This is a genomic window from Variovorax sp. EL159 (assembly GCF_900100965.1).
Classification (GTDB): Bacteria; Pseudomonadota; Gammaproteobacteria; order Burkholderiales; family Burkholderiaceae_C; genus Variovorax.
On record NZ_FMUJ01000001.1, the window covers coordinates 850763 to 866445 of the forward strand.

Sequence of the window (15683 nt, forward strand, 5' to 3'; positions counted from 1 at the left end):
ATTCGCTATGTTGCGCCGTATATTGCGTGGCGCATGCTCCATCCGCCCTTCAAACTTCTTTCTTCGGCCTCACCCGTGGACGCGGCGAGCGGCCGGGTCGTGTTTCGCAATGCGGCAGCCTGTTGCGAGCCGACGGAAAACGCCGAAGACACAGCGCCCGGCGGGCGCGTTCGGCTGTCTGAACTCGACACGAATTTCTATTGCTCGGTCATCGGCACCTGCCTGACGACCGGCGAGCTTCGCAAGCTCATCGCGCGCTTCTCGGACGTGGAAGGCGCCAGCGACCTGGAGATCCACCACGACGCCGTCCGGCTCGCGACGCAGAACACGGCCGTCACCAAGGCGCTGCAGAAGGCGTTGGACCATCGACACGCGCCGGTCATCCAGCGTCTGTCGAAGATCCACGACGCACCGGCGCTCACCGCCTGCTGGGAAGAAGCGCTGCGGCAGGGCGAGATCCCCGGTGCCTACTGGGCCGTGCTGATGCACCGCAAGGCCACCGCCGAACTGCGGCAGCGGGCCTTCGGCGACGTGCACATGCTGTCGCATCTGGTGGGCGCGGCCAACCGGGCGGACATCCGCCGGCTGGAGGCGCTGGAGCGCGACAACATCGAATTGCGCGAGCGGCTGGACCGACACCAGGTCCGCTCGCTGGAGCTGCTGGAGGAGAGAGACAAAACCATCGCCGGGCTGAAGCACGAGCTGATCGAAGCCGGCAATGCGCGCAGCATCGCGTCGCCGGAAGCCGCCGACCTCGCCCTTGCGGCGCGGGCGCGCGCGGAAGAGGGCGAGCGCGCCGCCGCGCTCATCGCGGTGCAGACCGGTCGGCGCGAACGCGCGGAGCAGGCTGCGGTAGCGGCCGTGGCCGAGGCCAACCGGCTCGCGGAAGAGCTGGAGCACCTGCGCCAGCATGCGATCGCGCTGGGGCGCGAACTCGCCGCGGCCGAGGCGCAGTTGAAGCTCAACGCCGGCGAGGCCGCATCGGGTGCCGGTGCCGACCTCGACCGGCAACTGCAGGGGCGCCGCGTTCTCTACGTCGGAGGACGGCCCAGCGCCATGCCCGCCATCCGCGATCTCGTGCAGCGCCATGGTGGTGAATTCCGCCGCCACGGCGGCGGCCTGGAAGACCGGGCCGGGCTGCTGGCCTCGGCGGTGTCGTGGGCGCAGGTGGTGGTGTTTCCGGTCGACTGCATCGACCATGAATCGGTCGACAACATCAAGCGCATCTGCGTGCGCCAGCAGGTGCGCTACATGCCCTTGCGCAGTGCGGGCATCGGGTGCTTTGCGGCGGCGTTCTCGGCGCCGCCCGCCGATGTCGGTGGGGCCAGTCCATCATCGGACAGATCGATCTGCCCAAGGCACGGTTGAGAGGGAAGGTGCCGCCGATAGACTAGGGTGCTCAATCCAACCCAGGAGCACTTCATGAAAATCAGCGCACGCAACGTCCTGTCCGGCAAGGTCATTTCCATCGTTCGCGGTCCGGTCACGACCGAGGTCACGCTGGAGATCGCAGCCGGCGTTCAGATCGTCTCGACCATCACCAGCAGCTCGGCCCAGGCGCTCTCGCTGGTCGAAGGCGGCAAGGCCTATGCGGTGATCAAGGCGTCGAGCGTGATGGTCGGAACCGACTGAAATTCGCAGCGCCCAAAATTCCAATTGACACCGCGAATACCTTCTTCTAATCTCCAGCCCCACGACAGCACCCGTCCTTGACGGATGCGTCGGGCAGCAACATTGCTGCTTCACATACCGGCTATGAAAGCCCTCGAACAACGCGCAAGCGGGGTCGAGGGCTTTTTGCTTTTTGGAGCTTGAATGACTGTGGAAGAAGGCCAGGGTTTTCCGGATCTCGTCGTGGCGAGTGTGCAGATGGAGCCGCACGTGGGGCACACGGCGGCCAACGTCGCGAGGTCCGTGGAATTGATAGAGCAGGCCGCTGCAAAGGGCGCCTCGATCGTGGTGCTGCCCGAGCTGGCCAACAGCGGCTACGTGTTCGCCAGCCGCGCCGAGGCCTTCGCGCTGGCCGAGCCGGTGCCCGACGGACCGAGCACGCGCGCCTGGGCCGAAGTGGCGCGGCGCTGCAACGTGCATGTGGTCGCGGGCATTGCCGAGCGCGAGGGCGACCGCCTCTACAACGCGGCCGCCGTGCTCGGCCCGCGCGGCTGGCTGGGCACCTACCGCAAGCTGCACCTGTGGGGCGACGAGCACCTGTTCTTCGAGCCCGGCAACAAGGGGCTGCCGGTGTTCCACACCGAGCTGGGGCGGCTGGGCGTGCTGATCTGCTACGACGGCTGGTTCCCCGAAACCTATCGCCTGCTCGCGATGCAGGGCGTGGACCTCGTCTGCATGCCGACCAACTGGGTGCCCATGCCGCAGCAGCCCGCGGACCGCCCCGCGATGGCCACCACGCTCGCCATGGCCAGCGCCCACAGCAACGGGATGAACATCGTCTGCGCCAACCGCACGGGCACCGAGCGGGGCCAGCCCTTCGTCGGGCAGAGCCTCATCGTGGGGGCGCAAGGGTGGCCGCTGGCGGGGCCCGCCTCGCACGATGGCGAGGAGATTCTTTACGCCCGCATCAACCTCAAGGCGTCGCGCCAGGCGCGCCATCTGAACGCATTCAACGATGTGCTGCGCGACCGCCGCGACGACATCTACGACCCGATGCTGGGGACAGGCTGGCCGCTGCCGCGGCACTGACCCTTTCGATTTTTCTGCTGTCACTCACTCAAAAAACTTTCCACCGAACTTCGAGAGGACCTTGAACATGAAGATCACTTCCCTCCTGCGCCTCGGCGCCCTGACGGCTGCATCCTTGCTGGGCGCCAATGCCCAGGCCGCCGACCCGCTTCGCATCGGCGTGGCGGTCGGCCTGTCGGGCGCCAACAGCGTGGTGGCGCCGGCCGCGGTGCAGTCGTCGCAGCTTGCGGTCGACGAGATCAATGCGGCCGGCGGCATCCTCGGGCGCAAGGTCGAGCTGGAGATCGTGGACGATGCCTCCGGCGCCGTCGGCGCACAGAAGGCCTTCGACACGCTGGTGTTCCAGAAGAAGGTGGCCGCCATCATCGCGATGGAGAACAGCGCCGCGCGCAACGCCGCGCTGCCGGTGGTGAGCAAGGGCAAGGTGCCGTACATCTACACCTCGTTCTACGAAGGGCGCTCGTGCAACAACTGGATGTACGTGAACGGCTGGGTGCCCGAGCAGCAGGTGGCGCCGGTGGTCGACTACTTCCTCAAGAGCAAGAGCGCCAAGACCTTCTTCCTGGTCGGCAACGACTACGCCTTCGGCCGCGGCATGCTCGACTTCACCCGCAAGTACATCGAGCAGAAGGGCGGCAAGGTGGTGGGTGAGGAATACCTGCCGATCGACGGCAGCGACTGGACCTCGGTGATCTCGAAGCTGCGTGCTGCCAAGCCCGATGCCCTCATCAGCGCCACCGCGGGCGGCGCGCCCAATGTGTCGCTGGCCAAGCAACTGAAGGGTGCGGGCCTCACGCTGCCCTACGGCAACCTCGCGATCGACGAGGGCACCGCAAAGACCATGGGCGACGTGGCCAGCGGCATGTACATGTCGGCTTCGTACCTGACGGGCATCGACATTCCCGAGAACAAGAAGTTTCTCGAGGCGATGAAGAAGAAGTTCGGCGCCGACCTGAAGACGCCCAACGAGCTGTCGGAGCCGCAGTACGAAGCCTTCTTTCTCTACAAGGCGGCGGTTGAAAAGGCCGGTTCGGTCGATGCGGCCCAGGTGGTCAAGGCGCTCGGCGAGGTGTCGTTCACCGGCCCGCGCGGTGCGGTGTCGATGAACAAGAGCCGCCACACGCCGCTGTCGATGCGGCTGGGCCAGGTGCAAGCCGACGGATCGATCAAGATCCTCGAGACCTTCGCGAGCGTCGACCCCGGCGCGCAGTGCCCGAACCTGAAGTAACGTCGCAGACGGACACGAAAAGACAAAGAGACAAGGGCCGCTACATGGTGCTGTTGCTGGATTTGCTCACGACCGCGGCGATGCTCTTCATCGTCACCGCCGGGCTGATGATGATTTTCGGGGTGATGAAGATCGTCAATTTCGCGCACGGTGCGCTGCTCACGCTTGGCGGCTACGCGAGCTATGTGGTGACCCAGCTGAGGCTCGATCCGTGGCTGAGCTGGCCATTGGCGCTGGCGGTCGGCGTGGTGGCCGGCATGCTGGTGGAGTGGCTGATCGTGAAGCCGCTCTACAAGCGGCCGCTCGACGCCATCCTCGCGACCTGGGGCCTGGGCATCGTCATCGGGCAGTCGATCGTGATGGCCTTCGGCCGCGAGGTGCAGTTCGTCGATGCGCCGCTCGCGGGCACGTGGTCGGTCGGCGGTGTGGACTACTCGGCCTACCGACTGCTGCTGGTTCCCATCGCCATCGGGCTGTGCCTGTTGCTGACCGGGCTGCTCAACGGCACGCGCTTCGGCATCCGCACGCGCGCGGTGATCATGAACGAGGAACTGGCCAGCGGCCTGGGCATCCATGCGGGGCGCGTGCGCTTCATCACTTTCAGCCTGGGGGCGGGGCTGGGCACGCTGGCGGGCACGATGATCACGCCGCTGTCCAGCGTCGATCCGAACATGGGGCTGCCCTGGCTGGTGAGCGCCTTCATGCTGGTCATGGTGTCGGGCCATTCGATGCCGAGCCTGCTGCTGACCTGCGTGGTGTTCGGTGCCTGCCAGGTGCTGGTGAGTACGTATGCCAACCCGGTGCTCGGCGGGTTGACCATCGCGGTGCTCGCGGCGGTCACGCTGCGCATCCGTCCGAAGGGGTTTGCCCGTGGCTGAGAGCATCGCAATGGCCTCCACGGTGCCTTCGTCGCTTTCTTCGCTGCGCGCCACGTTGCGCTCGGGCCGTGGGCTCTCGGTGCTGGGCGGCATCGGCCTGCTGCTGATCGTGGCCGGGCCGTGGGTGTTCGACACCTACCTGCTCAACATCCTCGTGAAGGCCTTCTTCTTCGCCATCGCCGCGATCACGGTCGATGTGCTGTGGGGCTACACCGGTTACCTGAGCTTCGGCCAATCGGCTTTCTTCGGTATTGGCGCCTATGCGGCGGGGCTGGTGTTCACGCACAGCGGCTTCAGCATTTCGACGGCGCTGCTGGCGCTGGGCGCGGCCATCGTGGTCAGCGCGGCGGTCGGGGCGCTGGTGGGGTGGTTGTCGTTCTACCGGGGCGCCTCGCCGTTCTTTGCGACGGTCATCTCGCTGGTGCTGCCGATCGTGCTGACGCAGTTGCTGCTGTCGGGCGGCCAGTGGACGGGCTCCAGCTCGGGCCTGACCGGCTACGAGAGCTTCGACCTTTCGGTCGAGGCCTGGTACTGGGTGGCCGGCGGCATGCTCGTGCTGTTCGGCCTGCTGGGCTGGCTGCTGGTGCGCAGCGACGCCGGGCGGGTGCTGGCCGCCATTCGCGACAACGAATCGCGCTGCACCTACCTCGGCATTCCCACGGCGGCGGTCAAGATCGTGCTGCTGACCGTCATGGCGGTGGTCGCGGGCATCGCCGGCTTCGGCTACGGCGCCTTCAGCGGCGTGGTGGCGCCCGAGCTGACCGGCTTTGCGCTGGGCACAGAGCTGATCATCTGGGTCGCGTTGGGCGGGCGCGGCACGCTCTGGGGGCCGCTGATCGGCGCGGTGCTGATCAACGTGGCCACCGCGTACCTCAGCGGCAGCATGCCGTTCGCGTGGCAATTGATCGTCGGCGTGGCCTTCGTGGGGGTCATCGTGCTACTGCCCCAAGGGCTGGTGCCGTTGCTGCTCAAGCCTTTCGGGCTGGGCCGTATCGCTGCGCGCGTGCCGACGCTGGCAGCGCGGCCGGTCGGTGTCGTGGCCGCTGCGCAGGCGGCCACGCCGGCCCTGCACATGGCGCAGGTCGCAAAACACTACGGTGCACTCAAGGTGCTGCAGGGCATCGACCTCGAAGCACGCGCCGGCGAGCTGGTCGGGCTGATCGGGCCGAACGGGGCAGGCAAGACCACGCTGATGCGCTGCATGAGCGACGGGGCCGAGCGCAGTGCCGGCACCGTGAAGCTGTGCGGCCACGACATCCGCGACCTGCCGCCCGAGGCCTGCGTGCGCTTCGGGCTGGGGCGCAAGTTCCAGAACGCCAACATCTTCGAGTCATTGACGGTGGCGCAGTGCCTGCGCATCGCGGGCACGCTGCTGGAGCGGCCTTCGCTGCTGCGGCAAGACGACGCGCTGCGCTTGCCGGCCTATGCACTCGACGTGGTGCGCGCCACCGGGCTCGACGCCAAGCTGGCCACCGTGGCGCGCGATCTCTCGCACGGCGAACAGCAGGCATTGGAGCTTGCGATGGTGCTGGCGCTGGAGCCGCGCATCGTGCTGCTCGACGAGCCGACCGCCGGCCTGACCCAGACCGAGCGCGCGCAGATCGGTGAGGTGCTGTCGTCGCTCGCACACCGGCATGGCCTGTGCTGCCTGCTGGTGGAACACGACCTCGATTTCGTCGAACAGATCGCCACGCGCATCGTGGTGCTGCACCAGGGAACCATCGTGATGCAGGGCAGTTTCGAGGAGGTGGTGAACTCGCCGCTGGTGAAGACCATCTACGCCGGCAGCGCGCATGCGCCGCAGGAGGCCGCATGAGCGAGACGAAGCAACAGGCACTGAGCCTCGAACGCCTCTCCAGCGGCTACGGCGCTTCCGTGGTGCTGCGCGGCTTGTCGCTCGACGTCGCGGCCGGCGAGGCCGTGGCGCTGCTGGGCAAGAACGGCATGGGCAAGAGCACCTTGCTCAAGACGGTGATGGGCTACCTGCCGAAGAAGGGCGGCCAGGTTCGCCTGAACGGTCACGACATCACCCGCCAGCCGCCGCACCGCATCGCGCGCCAGGGCATCGCCTATGCGGCGCAGGAGCAGGCGCTGTTCGCCGACCTGAGCATCCGCGACAACCTGCGGCTCGGGCTGGAAAAAGAATCCGTCTTCGACGAGCGCTTCGCGGACATCGAGCCGCTGTTCCCCGTCTTCAAGACCCGCCTGAAGCAGGACGCCGGCACGCTCTCGGGCGGCGAGCAGAAGATGCTGCTGCTCGCGCGGGCGCTGATGATGCGGCCTTCGATGATCCTGCTCGACGAGATCACCGAAGGGCTGCAGCCCTCGGTCATCGACCGGCTCGCCCGCGCGCTGCTGGACGAACGCGCCCGGCGCGGCACGGCGATGCTGATCGTGGAGCAGAACGTGCCGTTCGCGCTGCAGGTCGCTGACCGTTATGTGGTGCTGAAGCAGGGCGAGCTGGTCGATGAAGGCCATGCCAAGGCCGGTGGTGCCGCAGCATCGGTCTTCGACCACCTGAGGGTTTGACTTTGGGCGCGGGGCGTCGAAGATGGCCGCAGGGGTACGAAGGCACGGATCGTGCTGTGCCTGTTCGAACGATGTTGGAGAAAGCCGATGACCACTGAGAAACCCGCCCCCGCCGAAGACGGCTGGCGCATCGGCGTGCTGCATTCGCGCTCGGGCGCGACGGGCGTGACCGAGTCGGAGCACTTCTTCGGCACCGTGCTCGCCATCGAGGAAATCAACGGACTGGGCGGCGTGCTCGACCGGCCGCTGCTGCCCGTGGCCTACGACCCCAAGGGCGATGCCGACGAGTACCGGCAGCTCGCGACGCGGCTGCTGCTGGAAGACGAGGTGAACGTGATCTTCGGCTGCTCGCGCTCGTCGAGCCGCAAGGCGGTGCTGCCGGTGGTCGAGCGCAACAACGCGCTGCTGTGGTACTGCTCCTTCTACGAGGGCTTCGAGTATTCGGCCAATGTCATCTACACGGGCGCGGTACCGAATCAGAACAGCGTGCAGCTCGCGGCCTACCTGCTGAAGAACAGGGGGCGGCGCTTCTTCCTGATCGGTGCCGACTATATTTTTCCGCGCGAGTCGAACCGTGTGATGCGCGAGATGGTCGAGCAGCACGGCGGCGAGATTCTCGACGAGGTTTACGTGCCGTTGGAAGCGTCGGAAGCGCAACTGCAGGACGTCATGCGCGACATTGCCGACGCGCAGCCCGACGTCATCTTCTGCACCATCGTCGGCCAGTCGGCGCGGCGCCTGTACCAGATCTACCGCGAGCACGGGCTCGATCCGCAGCGCATGCCGATCGCCAGCCTGTCGATGGTGGAAGAAGAGGTGCGCATGATCGGCGTCGAGGCCTGCGTGGGGCACATCACGTCGGCCACGTATTTCAGCTCGCTGAAGAACGAGAGCAACGACCGCTTCATCGCGCTGTGGCGCAAGCGCTTCGGCGACCGGCCCACCAGCATGTGGTCCGAAGCGGCCTACAGCCAGGTCCACCTGTTCGCGCGGGCGCTGGAGCGCAGCGGCAGCCTGGACACGCGCAAGCTCGTCAATGCCGTGCGCACGGTGCGCTTCGAGTCGCCCGAAGGGCCGTTGACGATCGATGCGGAAAACAACCACACCTTCCTGACGCCGCGCATCGCCGTGTGCCGCGGCGACGGGCAGTTCGACCTGCTGTGGGAGGGCGCGGGCCCCGTCAAGCCCGACCCGTACCTGTCGACCTTCGGTTTTTCCGAGTTCTGGCTGAGCTGACGCCATGAGACGCCGGGCCGCCCCAAGTCAAATACCGCAGCCGAAGGCGGAGGTTACCTAATGAGCAGCTTGCGTCGCCTCTACGATGACCTGCGCAGCATCTGCGTCGCGGTGGTGTACCCGCCGGGCGAAGACCGCGACATTCTTCTCGACCAGCTCAAGCGCATCGGCTGCCGGCTGAAGATCATCTGGCCCTTTCCCGCCGCGCCGCCCACGGGCTGCGACGTGATCTTCTTCCAGGTGTCGCAGGAGCTGCAGGACAGCACCAGCTGGTGCGCCAGCGCCGTCGAGGCGACGCTGATCGCGCTGTCCGACTACGAGAACCCGACCACGCTGAAGCTGCTGCTGGACACCAGCGCGCACGGCGTGCTGACCCGGCCGTTCCGCTCGTCGGGCGTGCTGAGCACGCTGGTGCTGGCGCGCTCGTCGCGCGGCTACCAGGAGCGGCTGCAAAGCAAGGTCAGCAAGCTCGAAGAAACGATCAAGTCACGCCGGCAGATCGAGAAGGCCATTCGCATGCTGGCCGACACACAGGCGCTGACCGAGGCCCAGGCCTACGAGCACATGCGCACGCGCGCGACCACGCTGCGGGTCACGGTGGCGGAAGTGGCGTTGATGGTTGTCGAGGCGCACGAGGCGATGGAGAAGCTGGGGCTGGGGCGGGTGCGCGGGGGCAGTTGATCGGCGTCCTGATCGCCGACGATCGGCGGTTTGGGCTCGGGAGTGCCCCAGCCTTTCGGATCGGGACTCCACGCAGGATCGGGTTCCCGGTCAAACAACGCACAGGCGTAAGCACCGAGATCCACACCCAGCACTTTGAGGGCGGCTTCGGCACCGCCGTCTTCGCGCTGGGCATTCAGGGCAAAGCGCGTGAACAGTTCCCGGTCCTGGCTCATCTGTTCGACCATGACGCGCGCAAGCTCATAGGACAGCAGGTTGCCGTCATCGGTCCTGAAGAACGAATGACCGGACCAGAACTCCTGAATCTCGGATGGGCCCCAGAACGCGAGATGCTTGCGGTGCAGTTCCTGCGGGCGCATGGTCACATGGCCTTGCCTGGTCAGTCTTCTCTCCGTGTTGACGGCGAGTCCTTCATCCAACCATCTAGGCAGTCCGAGGTGCGAGAGGGCGCTGTGCGTCATCTCATGCGCGATGACCGGTTCGATGGCAGCGAGGTCGGCCCGCATCGCGAGAAAGTGTGCACAGCCCGCGTTAATGAACATGCCTCCACTTGGGGCGATCTCGCCGCCTTCGGGGTAGTACGCCGAGACATAGTTGTAGTACGTTCTTTGATCGTCCACAACCAGCAAGGTGTTCTTGTCGTCCGCGTCGAAATGCGCGATGCCGGCCAGAAGTCGCTGGATTCGCTTGCGCGTGGATGCGATATATGCGGCCGTTGCCACAGCCACAACGTCTTCCAGTGAAGACACCACATAGGCATCGTCCGTTGCGTAAAGATGAAAGTGCGGCCCCAGTGCATCCCTGAAGTGGAGCAGCCATGCGCGTTGCCCCAAGGTCATTGCCTTGCGCTGAAGATCGATGCCGCCGAGAGAAGATGCCCACTCGGCCAGAGCGGGCCAATTGACCATGGGAAATCCGTTGTAGAGACCCATGTTTTCGATCAGTGGAAACGGTGGCCCATCGCCCAGCGCGATTTCTCTGGGGGCCATGTCGGTGGCGAAGCCTGCGGCCGGCGCTTTGGTTTTTCGAGCGGGGGCAGCGGGCTGTGCTGGCAGATGGAATTTTGCAATCAGGGCGCCCACGAAAGGGGCAATCCAGATCATTCCGATCAGCAGGTTCTTTCGCATGGGAACCTCGACGCTCGACATGACGCGTCCTGTCATCAGCGTGTTGATCAGCAGCAGCAGGGCGCATACCGCGAGAAGCAACAGCTCCGTCATTGATGGCTCCTCGGAAAACAGTCCGGCGAGCGCCTTGCGCGGGGCTCGCACAGCGTGATGAAGTCAACGCGGACCAATTGGATCGGGCTTGCCATCGGCGGATTCTAGAGAGCACGCCAGTGCCGAAAGTCATGGTCCGGGCAAAAGAAATTTTTGACATGTTATGTCATACCGCCTACAGTGGCCTTATCGAAGCCTGCTCGCTTCCATCGGCACTCAACCATAAGGAGAGGTATGCAATCACTGCTCGATCAACTCAAGGGATTGGACACGCTGGCCGGCGCCGCGATGGGAGGGCTGCCGGTGCAGCTGCAGCCCATTCCGGGCAGCACGCCCGTGGTCCAGGTGAGCATCGAGGGGCGCGATGAGCTGCCGATCTTCGTCACCAGTTCGGACATGCAGATCATCTGCATCTGCTATCTCTGGACCGAGGAAGAAGTGAAGCCTGCGCGCCGCACCGAGCTGCTCGAATCGCTGCTCGACCTGAATCCTTCGGTACCGCTCTCGTCCTTTGGCCGCGTCGACGGCCGCTACGTGCTCACCGGCGCACTGGGGCGCGATGCGAGCGTCGAAGACATCGCACGCGAAGTGGCCGTGCTCAGCGACAACGCACTCGATGCACTCGATGCCTTGTCCGAATTCCTGAACTAAGCGGAGATCATCATGACAGTCATCAAGAAGCTGGTCACCTTGCTGCGCGGCAGCGCGCGCGAAATCGGCGAGAGCGTGGTCGACAGCAACGCCACGCGCATCTACGAACAGGAAATCATCGACGCCAAGCACAGCATCGAGAAGGCCAAGGGCGACCTCACGGGCGTGATGGCCAAGGAGATGCAGTCGGCCCGCGAGATCGAGCGCCTGAAGAACGAAGCCGCGCGCTACGAAGGCCTGGCACTCGAAGCGCTCAACAAGACGCAGGAAGGCCTGGCGCTCGACGTGGCCGCGAAGGTCGGCGCGCTCGAGCAGGAACTCGAAGAGCAGGCCAAGGCCCACGCGTCGTATGCGCTGCAGGTGTCGCGCCTGAAGGAGCTGATCAAGTCGGCCGAAGCGCGCATCCGCGAGCACGAGCGCGAGATCGGCATCGCCAAGACCACCGAGAGCGTCTACCGCGCGACGCAGTCGATCTCCGAGAACATCGGCAGCGGCGGTTCGCGGCTGGCCAATGCGCGCGAGTCGCTGGAGCGCATCCGCCAGCGCCACGAAGACCTGGCCGACCGCATGACGGCGAGCCAGGCGCTCGAGAACGAACTCGGCCACAGCGCGCTTGAAAAGAAGCTCGCGGCCGCGGGCATCGGCACCGAAGCCGATCGCGCCGGCAAGGTGATGGAGCGCATTCGCGCCCGTCAGGCCAACAACACCTCGGGCCCGGCCTCGCAATGACCGTGCGGGTCAAGCCGGTTCGCTGGCAAGGCTCGGACGAGGCGATACGCGCCGTGCAGGTCGCGTTCGACGTGGAGGAGGCCGTGCTGGAAGCCGTGCGCACAGCGGCTTTCGAGCAGCATGTGTCCACGTCCGACCAGATCCGGCAGGTGCTCGGCCTCGCAACCACGTCCAAGCCCAAGCGGCCCCGGCTGACCGTGTCGCTCAATGCGGCAGACTATGAGTTTCTGGCGGCGCGCTACGGTCTTGCACCTGAAGATCGCCTGGCCATCAAGGAGAGGGCCACGCGCGACCTGATCGCATTCGCCAGCAGTGGAAAGAAGGGTACCGGCACAGGGAAGCCGGGCCGCAGATAGAACAACGAACAACAACCCGTACGCGGGAGGATCAATGGGCGATTTCATGGGAGCGGTGACGGGTTACCCCACCGCGATCTACACGGTATTGCTGGGCGTCGTGGTGATCTACTGGGTGCTTGCGGTGCTCGGCATGGTCGACATCGAGCACAGCGGCATCGACTTCGACGTGCACGTCCACACGCACGCCGACGGCGACAGCAGCGACATCGGCCACATCGCCAGCTACGTGGTGGCGTTCGGCCTGAACGGCGTGCCGTTCTCGGTGGCCGTGAGCCTGCTGGTGCTGGTCTCGTGGACGGTCTGTTGCCTTGGTGGCGAATGGCTGTTGCCGCTGGTGCCGACGATGCCGCTCAAGCTGCTGGCCGGCACCGTGCTGCTGGTGGCTAGCGCCGTCATTGCCATTCCCGTCACCGCCGTGGCCATCCGTCCGCTGCGCGGCCTGTTCGTGAGCCACACGGCCGTGACCAACGCGGCGCTGGTGGGCCAGATGTGCCGCGTCGTCACCGGCGTGGTGAACGAGAAGGACGGCCGCGCCGAGGTGGCCCGCCGCGGCGCCAGCCTGAACATCCGCGTGTGGGCCCCCGCGCCCAACACGCTCAAGCGCGGCTCGCAGGCGCTGATCGTCGAATACGACGAGGTGGCCGGACGCTACCTGATCGCGCCGCACGACGACAACACCGTCTGACCGCGCTGCACCCCATCAACTGTTCTTTCGCTCTCAAAGCAATTCTGGAGAAAAAATGGAGCCCATCCTCTTTGCCGTCGTCATACTGGCCGTCGTCCTGCTCGGCCTGTTCGCGATGTTCGCCAAGTTCTATCGCAAGATCGAGCAGGGCCACGCACTCATCGTGAACACGTTGCGCGCCGAGCCCGAGGTGACCTTCACCGGGCGGATGGTCTACCCCATCATCCACAAGGCCGAGCTGATGGACATCTCGGTCAAGACCATCGAGATCGACCGCTCGGGCAACGAGGGCCTGATCTGCCGCGACAACATCCGCGCGGACATCAAGGTGAAGTTCTTCGTGCGCGTCAACAAGACGGCCGACGACGTGCTGAAGGTGGCGCAGGGCATTGGCTGCGCACGGGCTTCGAACCACGAAACGCTCGAAGAGCTGTTCTCGGCCAAGTTCTCCGAGGCGCTCAAGACGGTCGGCAAGTCGATGGAGTTCGTCGACCTCTACCAGGCGCGCGACGGTTTCCGCGACCAGATCATCAGCCAGATCGGCAACGACCTCTCGGGCTACGTGCTCGAAGACGCGGCCATCGACTTCCTGGAGCAGACGCCGCTGTCGGAACTCGACGCCAACAACATCCTCGATGCGCAAGGCATCAAGAAGATCACCGAGCTGACGGCGGTCGAGCACGTGCGCACCAACGAGCTGCGCCGAAACGAGGAAATGCAGATCAAGAAGAAGAACGTCGAGACGCAGGAGGCGCTGCTCGAACTCGAGCGCCAGCAGGCCGACGCCACCTCGCGCCAGCACCGCGAAATTGCCAGCGTGCGTGCCCGCGAAGAAGCCGAGACCCTGCGGATCCAATCCGAAGAGCGCACCAAGTCCGAAACCGCGCGCCTGCTGTCCGAGCAGACCGTGTCGGTGCAGCAGGAAAACGTGCAGCGCGAAAAGGAAGTGGCCGAGAACAACCGCAAGCGCGCGGTGGCCATCGAGGAAGAAAAGGTCACGCGTGCCCGCGACCTGGAGATCGTCGACCGCGAGAAAGAAGTGACGCTGCAGCGCATCGAGAAGGACAAGGCCGTCGAAGTGCAGAAGAAGGCGATTGCCGACGTGATCCGCGAGCGCATCGTGGTCGAGCGCACGGTGGCCGAGCAGGAAGAAGCCATCAAGGAACTGCGCGTGGTGGCCGAGGCTGAACGCACCAAGAAGTCGGTCGTGATCATGGCCGAGGGCCAGGCCGAAGAAAAAATGGTGATCGACGTCAAGGCGGCCGAAACCCAGGAAAAGCGCGCGCGCCACAAGGCCGCCGAAGAACTCACGCTGGCCGACGCCAAGCTCAAGGTGGCCGAGCGCGACGCCGAATCGAAGAAGCGCGAAGCCGAAGGCGTGGAAGCGATCTCCGCCGCACCGGGCCTTGCCGCCGCCAAGGTGGAAGTCGCCACGGCGCAGGCCCGGCTTGCCAGCTTCGAGGCCGAAGCCTCGGGCAAGGAAAAGCTCGGCCTGGCCGAAGTGCATATCCGTTCCGCCGATGCCGACGCCATCCTCAAGGCTGGCCAGGCCGATGCACAGGTGATCGAGGCACGTTCGCAGGCCGAAGCCGCCGGCATGCGCGCCAAGTTCGATGCCGAGGCCTCGGGCAAGGAGAAGCTGGGCCTTGCCGAGGTGAGCGTGCGCACGGCCGACGCCGAAGCCACGCTGAAGTCGGGCCAGGCCGACGCGCAGGTGATCGAAGCCCGCTTCAACGCCGAGGCCAAGGGCCTGCACGAAAAGTTCGAGGCCATGAAGGCGATGAGCCCCGAGACGCGCGACCACGAAGAGTTCCGCATGCGCCTGGAGAAGTCGCACATCGAAACCATGAAGGGCATCGATGCGCAAACCTCCATCGCCAAGGAGCAGGCCGAAGTGCTGGGCACCGCGCTTTCCAACGCCAAGATCGACATCGTGGGCGGGCAGGGCGACTACTTCGACAGCTTCGTGCGCTCGCTCTCCGTGGGCAAGGGCATCGACGGCGTCATCTCCAAGAGCAACGCGCTGCAGGTGGCCTTCAAGGACCAGCTCTCGGGCGACCGCGACGTGGTGAAGGACCTGCGCGACATCGTCGGTGCGCTCGGCAATTCGTCCGGCGAGATCCAGAACCTCAGCGTGGCTTCGCTGATGAGCAAGATCGCCAGCGACGGCAGCGAAAGCCAGAAGTCGGCCCTGCAGAACCTGATCTCCTCCTTCCGCAACTGACGCGGGGCGCGCGATGAACCCGAACCTGAAGTGCAGCTGCTCCGCGCACACGGCGATGCAGCCCGTGGCGCTGGCCGAGGCATTGCTCGCCGTGCACTGCGCCGACTGCGGCGGCATGGTGATGGCCATGGACGACTGGCGCGCCTGGAAGGCGGCCGACGCGACCCGCGTGCCGCATGCCGTCGAAGACGAAGTGATCGAGGTGTTCGACGCCACAGCCGTGCGGCATTGCCCCGCGTGCGACCGCCTCATGCAGCGCCTGCGCGTCAGCGCCGGCCCCGACTTTCGCATCGACCGCTGCGTGGCCTGCCAGAACCTGTGGTTCGATCCGGGCGAATGGCGCGCCATCGTGAGCCGCGGCCTGGCCGGCCGGCTCGACGAGCTGCTGTCCGACGGGTGGCAGCGTCGCCTGCAGACCGAGGAAGTGCGCGCGGTGCGCCTGGCCGCGCTGCGCCGCCGCTATGGCAACGAATGCATCGACGAGCTGGACCGCATCCGCGCCTGGCTCGACACCCAGCCTCACCGCGACGAATTGCTCGCACTGCTGCGCGCGGACTGACCGC

The 15683-nt window shown here is 65.8% G+C and carries 15 protein-coding genes; all 15 read left to right on the top strand.

Features of this window, described 5'->3' with window-relative positions; translation table 11 throughout:
• Positions 1 to 33: 33 nt before the first annotated feature.
• The 15 genes from BLQ28_RS04055 (at position 34) to BLQ28_RS04130 (ending at position 15679) form a co-directional block, all read left to right on the top strand.
• Positions 34 to 1368, top strand: a complete 1335-nt coding sequence (locus tag BLQ28_RS04055) for a DUF2325 domain-containing protein (protein WP_093237248.1) — start codon at positions 34 to 36, stop codon at positions 1366 to 1368.
• Positions 1369 to 1422: 54 nt separating this feature from the next.
• Positions 1423 to 1632 (top strand): TOBE domain-containing protein, encoded by a 210-nt coding sequence (locus BLQ28_RS04060; protein WP_093237249.1) that lies wholly within the window; start codon positions 1423 to 1425, stop codon positions 1630 to 1632.
• Between the two features lie 183 nt (positions 1633 to 1815).
• On the top strand, positions 1816 to 2700 hold the full coding sequence (locus BLQ28_RS04065; RefSeq protein WP_256327156.1) for a nitrilase family protein: 885 nt from the start codon (positions 1816 to 1818) through the stop codon (positions 2698 to 2700).
• Between the two features lie 67 nt (positions 2701 to 2767).
• Entirely contained in the window at positions 2768 to 3928 is a 1161-nt protein-coding gene (locus BLQ28_RS04070; protein WP_093237250.1) for a substrate-binding protein, read from the top strand.
• Between the two features lie 44 nt (positions 3929 to 3972).
• A complete protein-coding gene (locus BLQ28_RS04075; RefSeq protein WP_093237251.1) occupies positions 3973 to 4806 on the top strand; it encodes a branched-chain amino acid ABC transporter permease in 834 nt (277 codons plus the stop codon).
• A 10-nt stretch (positions 4807 to 4816) separates the two neighbouring features.
• Positions 4817 to 6622 carry an ABC transporter permease subunit gene (locus BLQ28_RS04080; RefSeq protein WP_093237252.1) on the top strand — a complete coding sequence of 602 codons (1806 nt, stop codon included), beginning with the start codon at positions 4817 to 4819 and terminating at the stop codon, positions 6620 to 6622.
• Entirely contained in the window at positions 6619 to 7335 is a 717-nt protein-coding gene (locus BLQ28_RS04085; RefSeq protein WP_093237253.1) for a branched-chain amino acid ABC transporter ATP-binding protein, read from the top strand. Before BLQ28_RS04080 ends, BLQ28_RS04085 begins: the two co-directional genes overlap by 4 nt.
• An 87-nt stretch (positions 7336 to 7422) precedes the next feature.
• Positions 7423 to 8571: a transporter substrate-binding domain-containing protein gene (locus tag BLQ28_RS04090; protein ID WP_093237254.1), complete on the top strand. Its 1149-nt coding sequence runs from the start codon at positions 7423 to 7425 to the stop codon at positions 8569 to 8571.
• A 60-nt stretch (positions 8572 to 8631) separates the two neighbouring features.
• Positions 8632 to 9252 carry an ANTAR domain-containing response regulator gene (locus BLQ28_RS04095; protein WP_093237255.1) on the top strand — a complete coding sequence of 207 codons (621 nt, stop codon included), beginning with the start codon at positions 8632 to 8634 and terminating at the stop codon, positions 9250 to 9252.
• Between the two features lie 1454 nt (positions 9253 to 10706).
• Positions 10707 to 11123, top strand: coding sequence for a YjfI family protein (locus tag BLQ28_RS04105; RefSeq protein ID WP_093237257.1), 417 nt, complete (start codon positions 10707 to 10709; stop codon positions 11121 to 11123).
• Positions 11124 to 11135: 12 nt separating this feature from the next.
• Complete coding sequence (locus tag BLQ28_RS04110; RefSeq protein WP_093237258.1) at positions 11136 to 11852, top strand: PspA/IM30 family protein; 717 nt, start codon at positions 11136 to 11138, stop codon at positions 11850 to 11852.
• Complete coding sequence (locus BLQ28_RS04115) at positions 11849 to 12208, top strand: hypothetical protein (RefSeq protein ID WP_093237259.1); 360 nt, start codon at positions 11849 to 11851, stop codon at positions 12206 to 12208. The genes BLQ28_RS04110 and BLQ28_RS04115 overlap by 4 nt, the downstream gene beginning before the upstream one ends.
• A gap of 34 nt (positions 12209 to 12242) precedes the next feature.
• Positions 12243 to 12896 carry an OB-fold-containig protein gene (locus BLQ28_RS04120; RefSeq protein ID WP_093237260.1) on the top strand — a complete coding sequence of 218 codons (654 nt, stop codon included), beginning with the start codon at positions 12243 to 12245 and terminating at the stop codon, positions 12894 to 12896.
• A 55-nt stretch (positions 12897 to 12951) separates the two neighbouring features.
• Positions 12952 to 15120 (top strand): hypothetical protein, encoded by a 2169-nt coding sequence (locus BLQ28_RS04125; RefSeq protein WP_093237261.1) that lies wholly within the window; start codon positions 12952 to 12954, stop codon positions 15118 to 15120.
• A gap of 13 nt (positions 15121 to 15133) precedes the next feature.
• On the top strand, positions 15134 to 15679 hold the full coding sequence (locus BLQ28_RS04130) for a TFIIB-type zinc ribbon-containing protein (protein WP_093237262.1): 546 nt from the start codon (positions 15134 to 15136) through the stop codon (positions 15677 to 15679).
• The last annotated feature ends 4 nt before the right edge of the window (positions 15680 to 15683 follow it).

Excerpts from the sequence above, each read along its gene's own strand:
- BLQ28_RS04130 (WP_093237262.1), top strand. The coding sequence starts at position 15,134 with ATGAACCCGAACCTGAAGTGCAGCTGCTCCGCGCACACGGCGATGCAG.
- BLQ28_RS04065 (WP_256327156.1), top strand. The coding sequence starts at position 1,816 with ATGACTGTGGAAGAAGGCCAGGGTTTTCCGGATCTCGTCGTGGCGAGT.
- BLQ28_RS04085 (WP_093237253.1), top strand. The coding sequence starts at position 6,619 with ATGAGCGAGACGAAGCAACAGGCACTGAGCCTCGAACGCCTCTCCAGC.
- BLQ28_RS04095 (WP_093237255.1), top strand. The coding sequence starts at position 8,632 with ATGAGCAGCTTGCGTCGCCTCTACGATGACCTGCGCAGCATCTGCGTC.
- BLQ28_RS04060 (WP_093237249.1), top strand. The coding sequence starts at position 1,423 with ATGAAAATCAGCGCACGCAACGTCCTGTCCGGCAAGGTCATTTCCATC.
- BLQ28_RS04125 (WP_093237261.1), top strand. The coding sequence starts at position 12,952 with ATGGAGCCCATCCTCTTTGCCGTCGTCATACTGGCCGTCGTCCTGCTC.
- BLQ28_RS04070 (WP_093237250.1), top strand. The coding sequence starts at position 2,768 with ATGAAGATCACTTCCCTCCTGCGCCTCGGCGCCCTGACGGCTGCATCC.
- BLQ28_RS04110 (WP_093237258.1), top strand. The coding sequence starts at position 11,136 with ATGACAGTCATCAAGAAGCTGGTCACCTTGCTGCGCGGCAGCGCGCGC.
- BLQ28_RS04075 (WP_093237251.1), top strand. The coding sequence starts at position 3,973 with ATGGTGCTGTTGCTGGATTTGCTCACGACCGCGGCGATGCTCTTCATC.
- BLQ28_RS04120 (WP_093237260.1), top strand. The coding sequence starts at position 12,243 with ATGGGCGATTTCATGGGAGCGGTGACGGGTTACCCCACCGCGATCTAC.
- BLQ28_RS04105 (WP_093237257.1), top strand. The coding sequence starts at position 10,707 with ATGCAATCACTGCTCGATCAACTCAAGGGATTGGACACGCTGGCCGGC.
- BLQ28_RS04080 (WP_093237252.1), top strand. The coding sequence starts at position 4,817 with ATGGCCTCCACGGTGCCTTCGTCGCTTTCTTCGCTGCGCGCCACGTTG.
- BLQ28_RS04090 (WP_093237254.1), top strand. The coding sequence starts at position 7,423 with ATGACCACTGAGAAACCCGCCCCCGCCGAAGACGGCTGGCGCATCGGC.
- BLQ28_RS04055 (WP_093237248.1), top strand. The coding sequence starts at position 34 with ATGCTCCATCCGCCCTTCAAACTTCTTTCTTCGGCCTCACCCGTGGAC.
- BLQ28_RS04115 (WP_093237259.1), top strand. The coding sequence starts at position 11,849 with ATGACCGTGCGGGTCAAGCCGGTTCGCTGGCAAGGCTCGGACGAGGCG.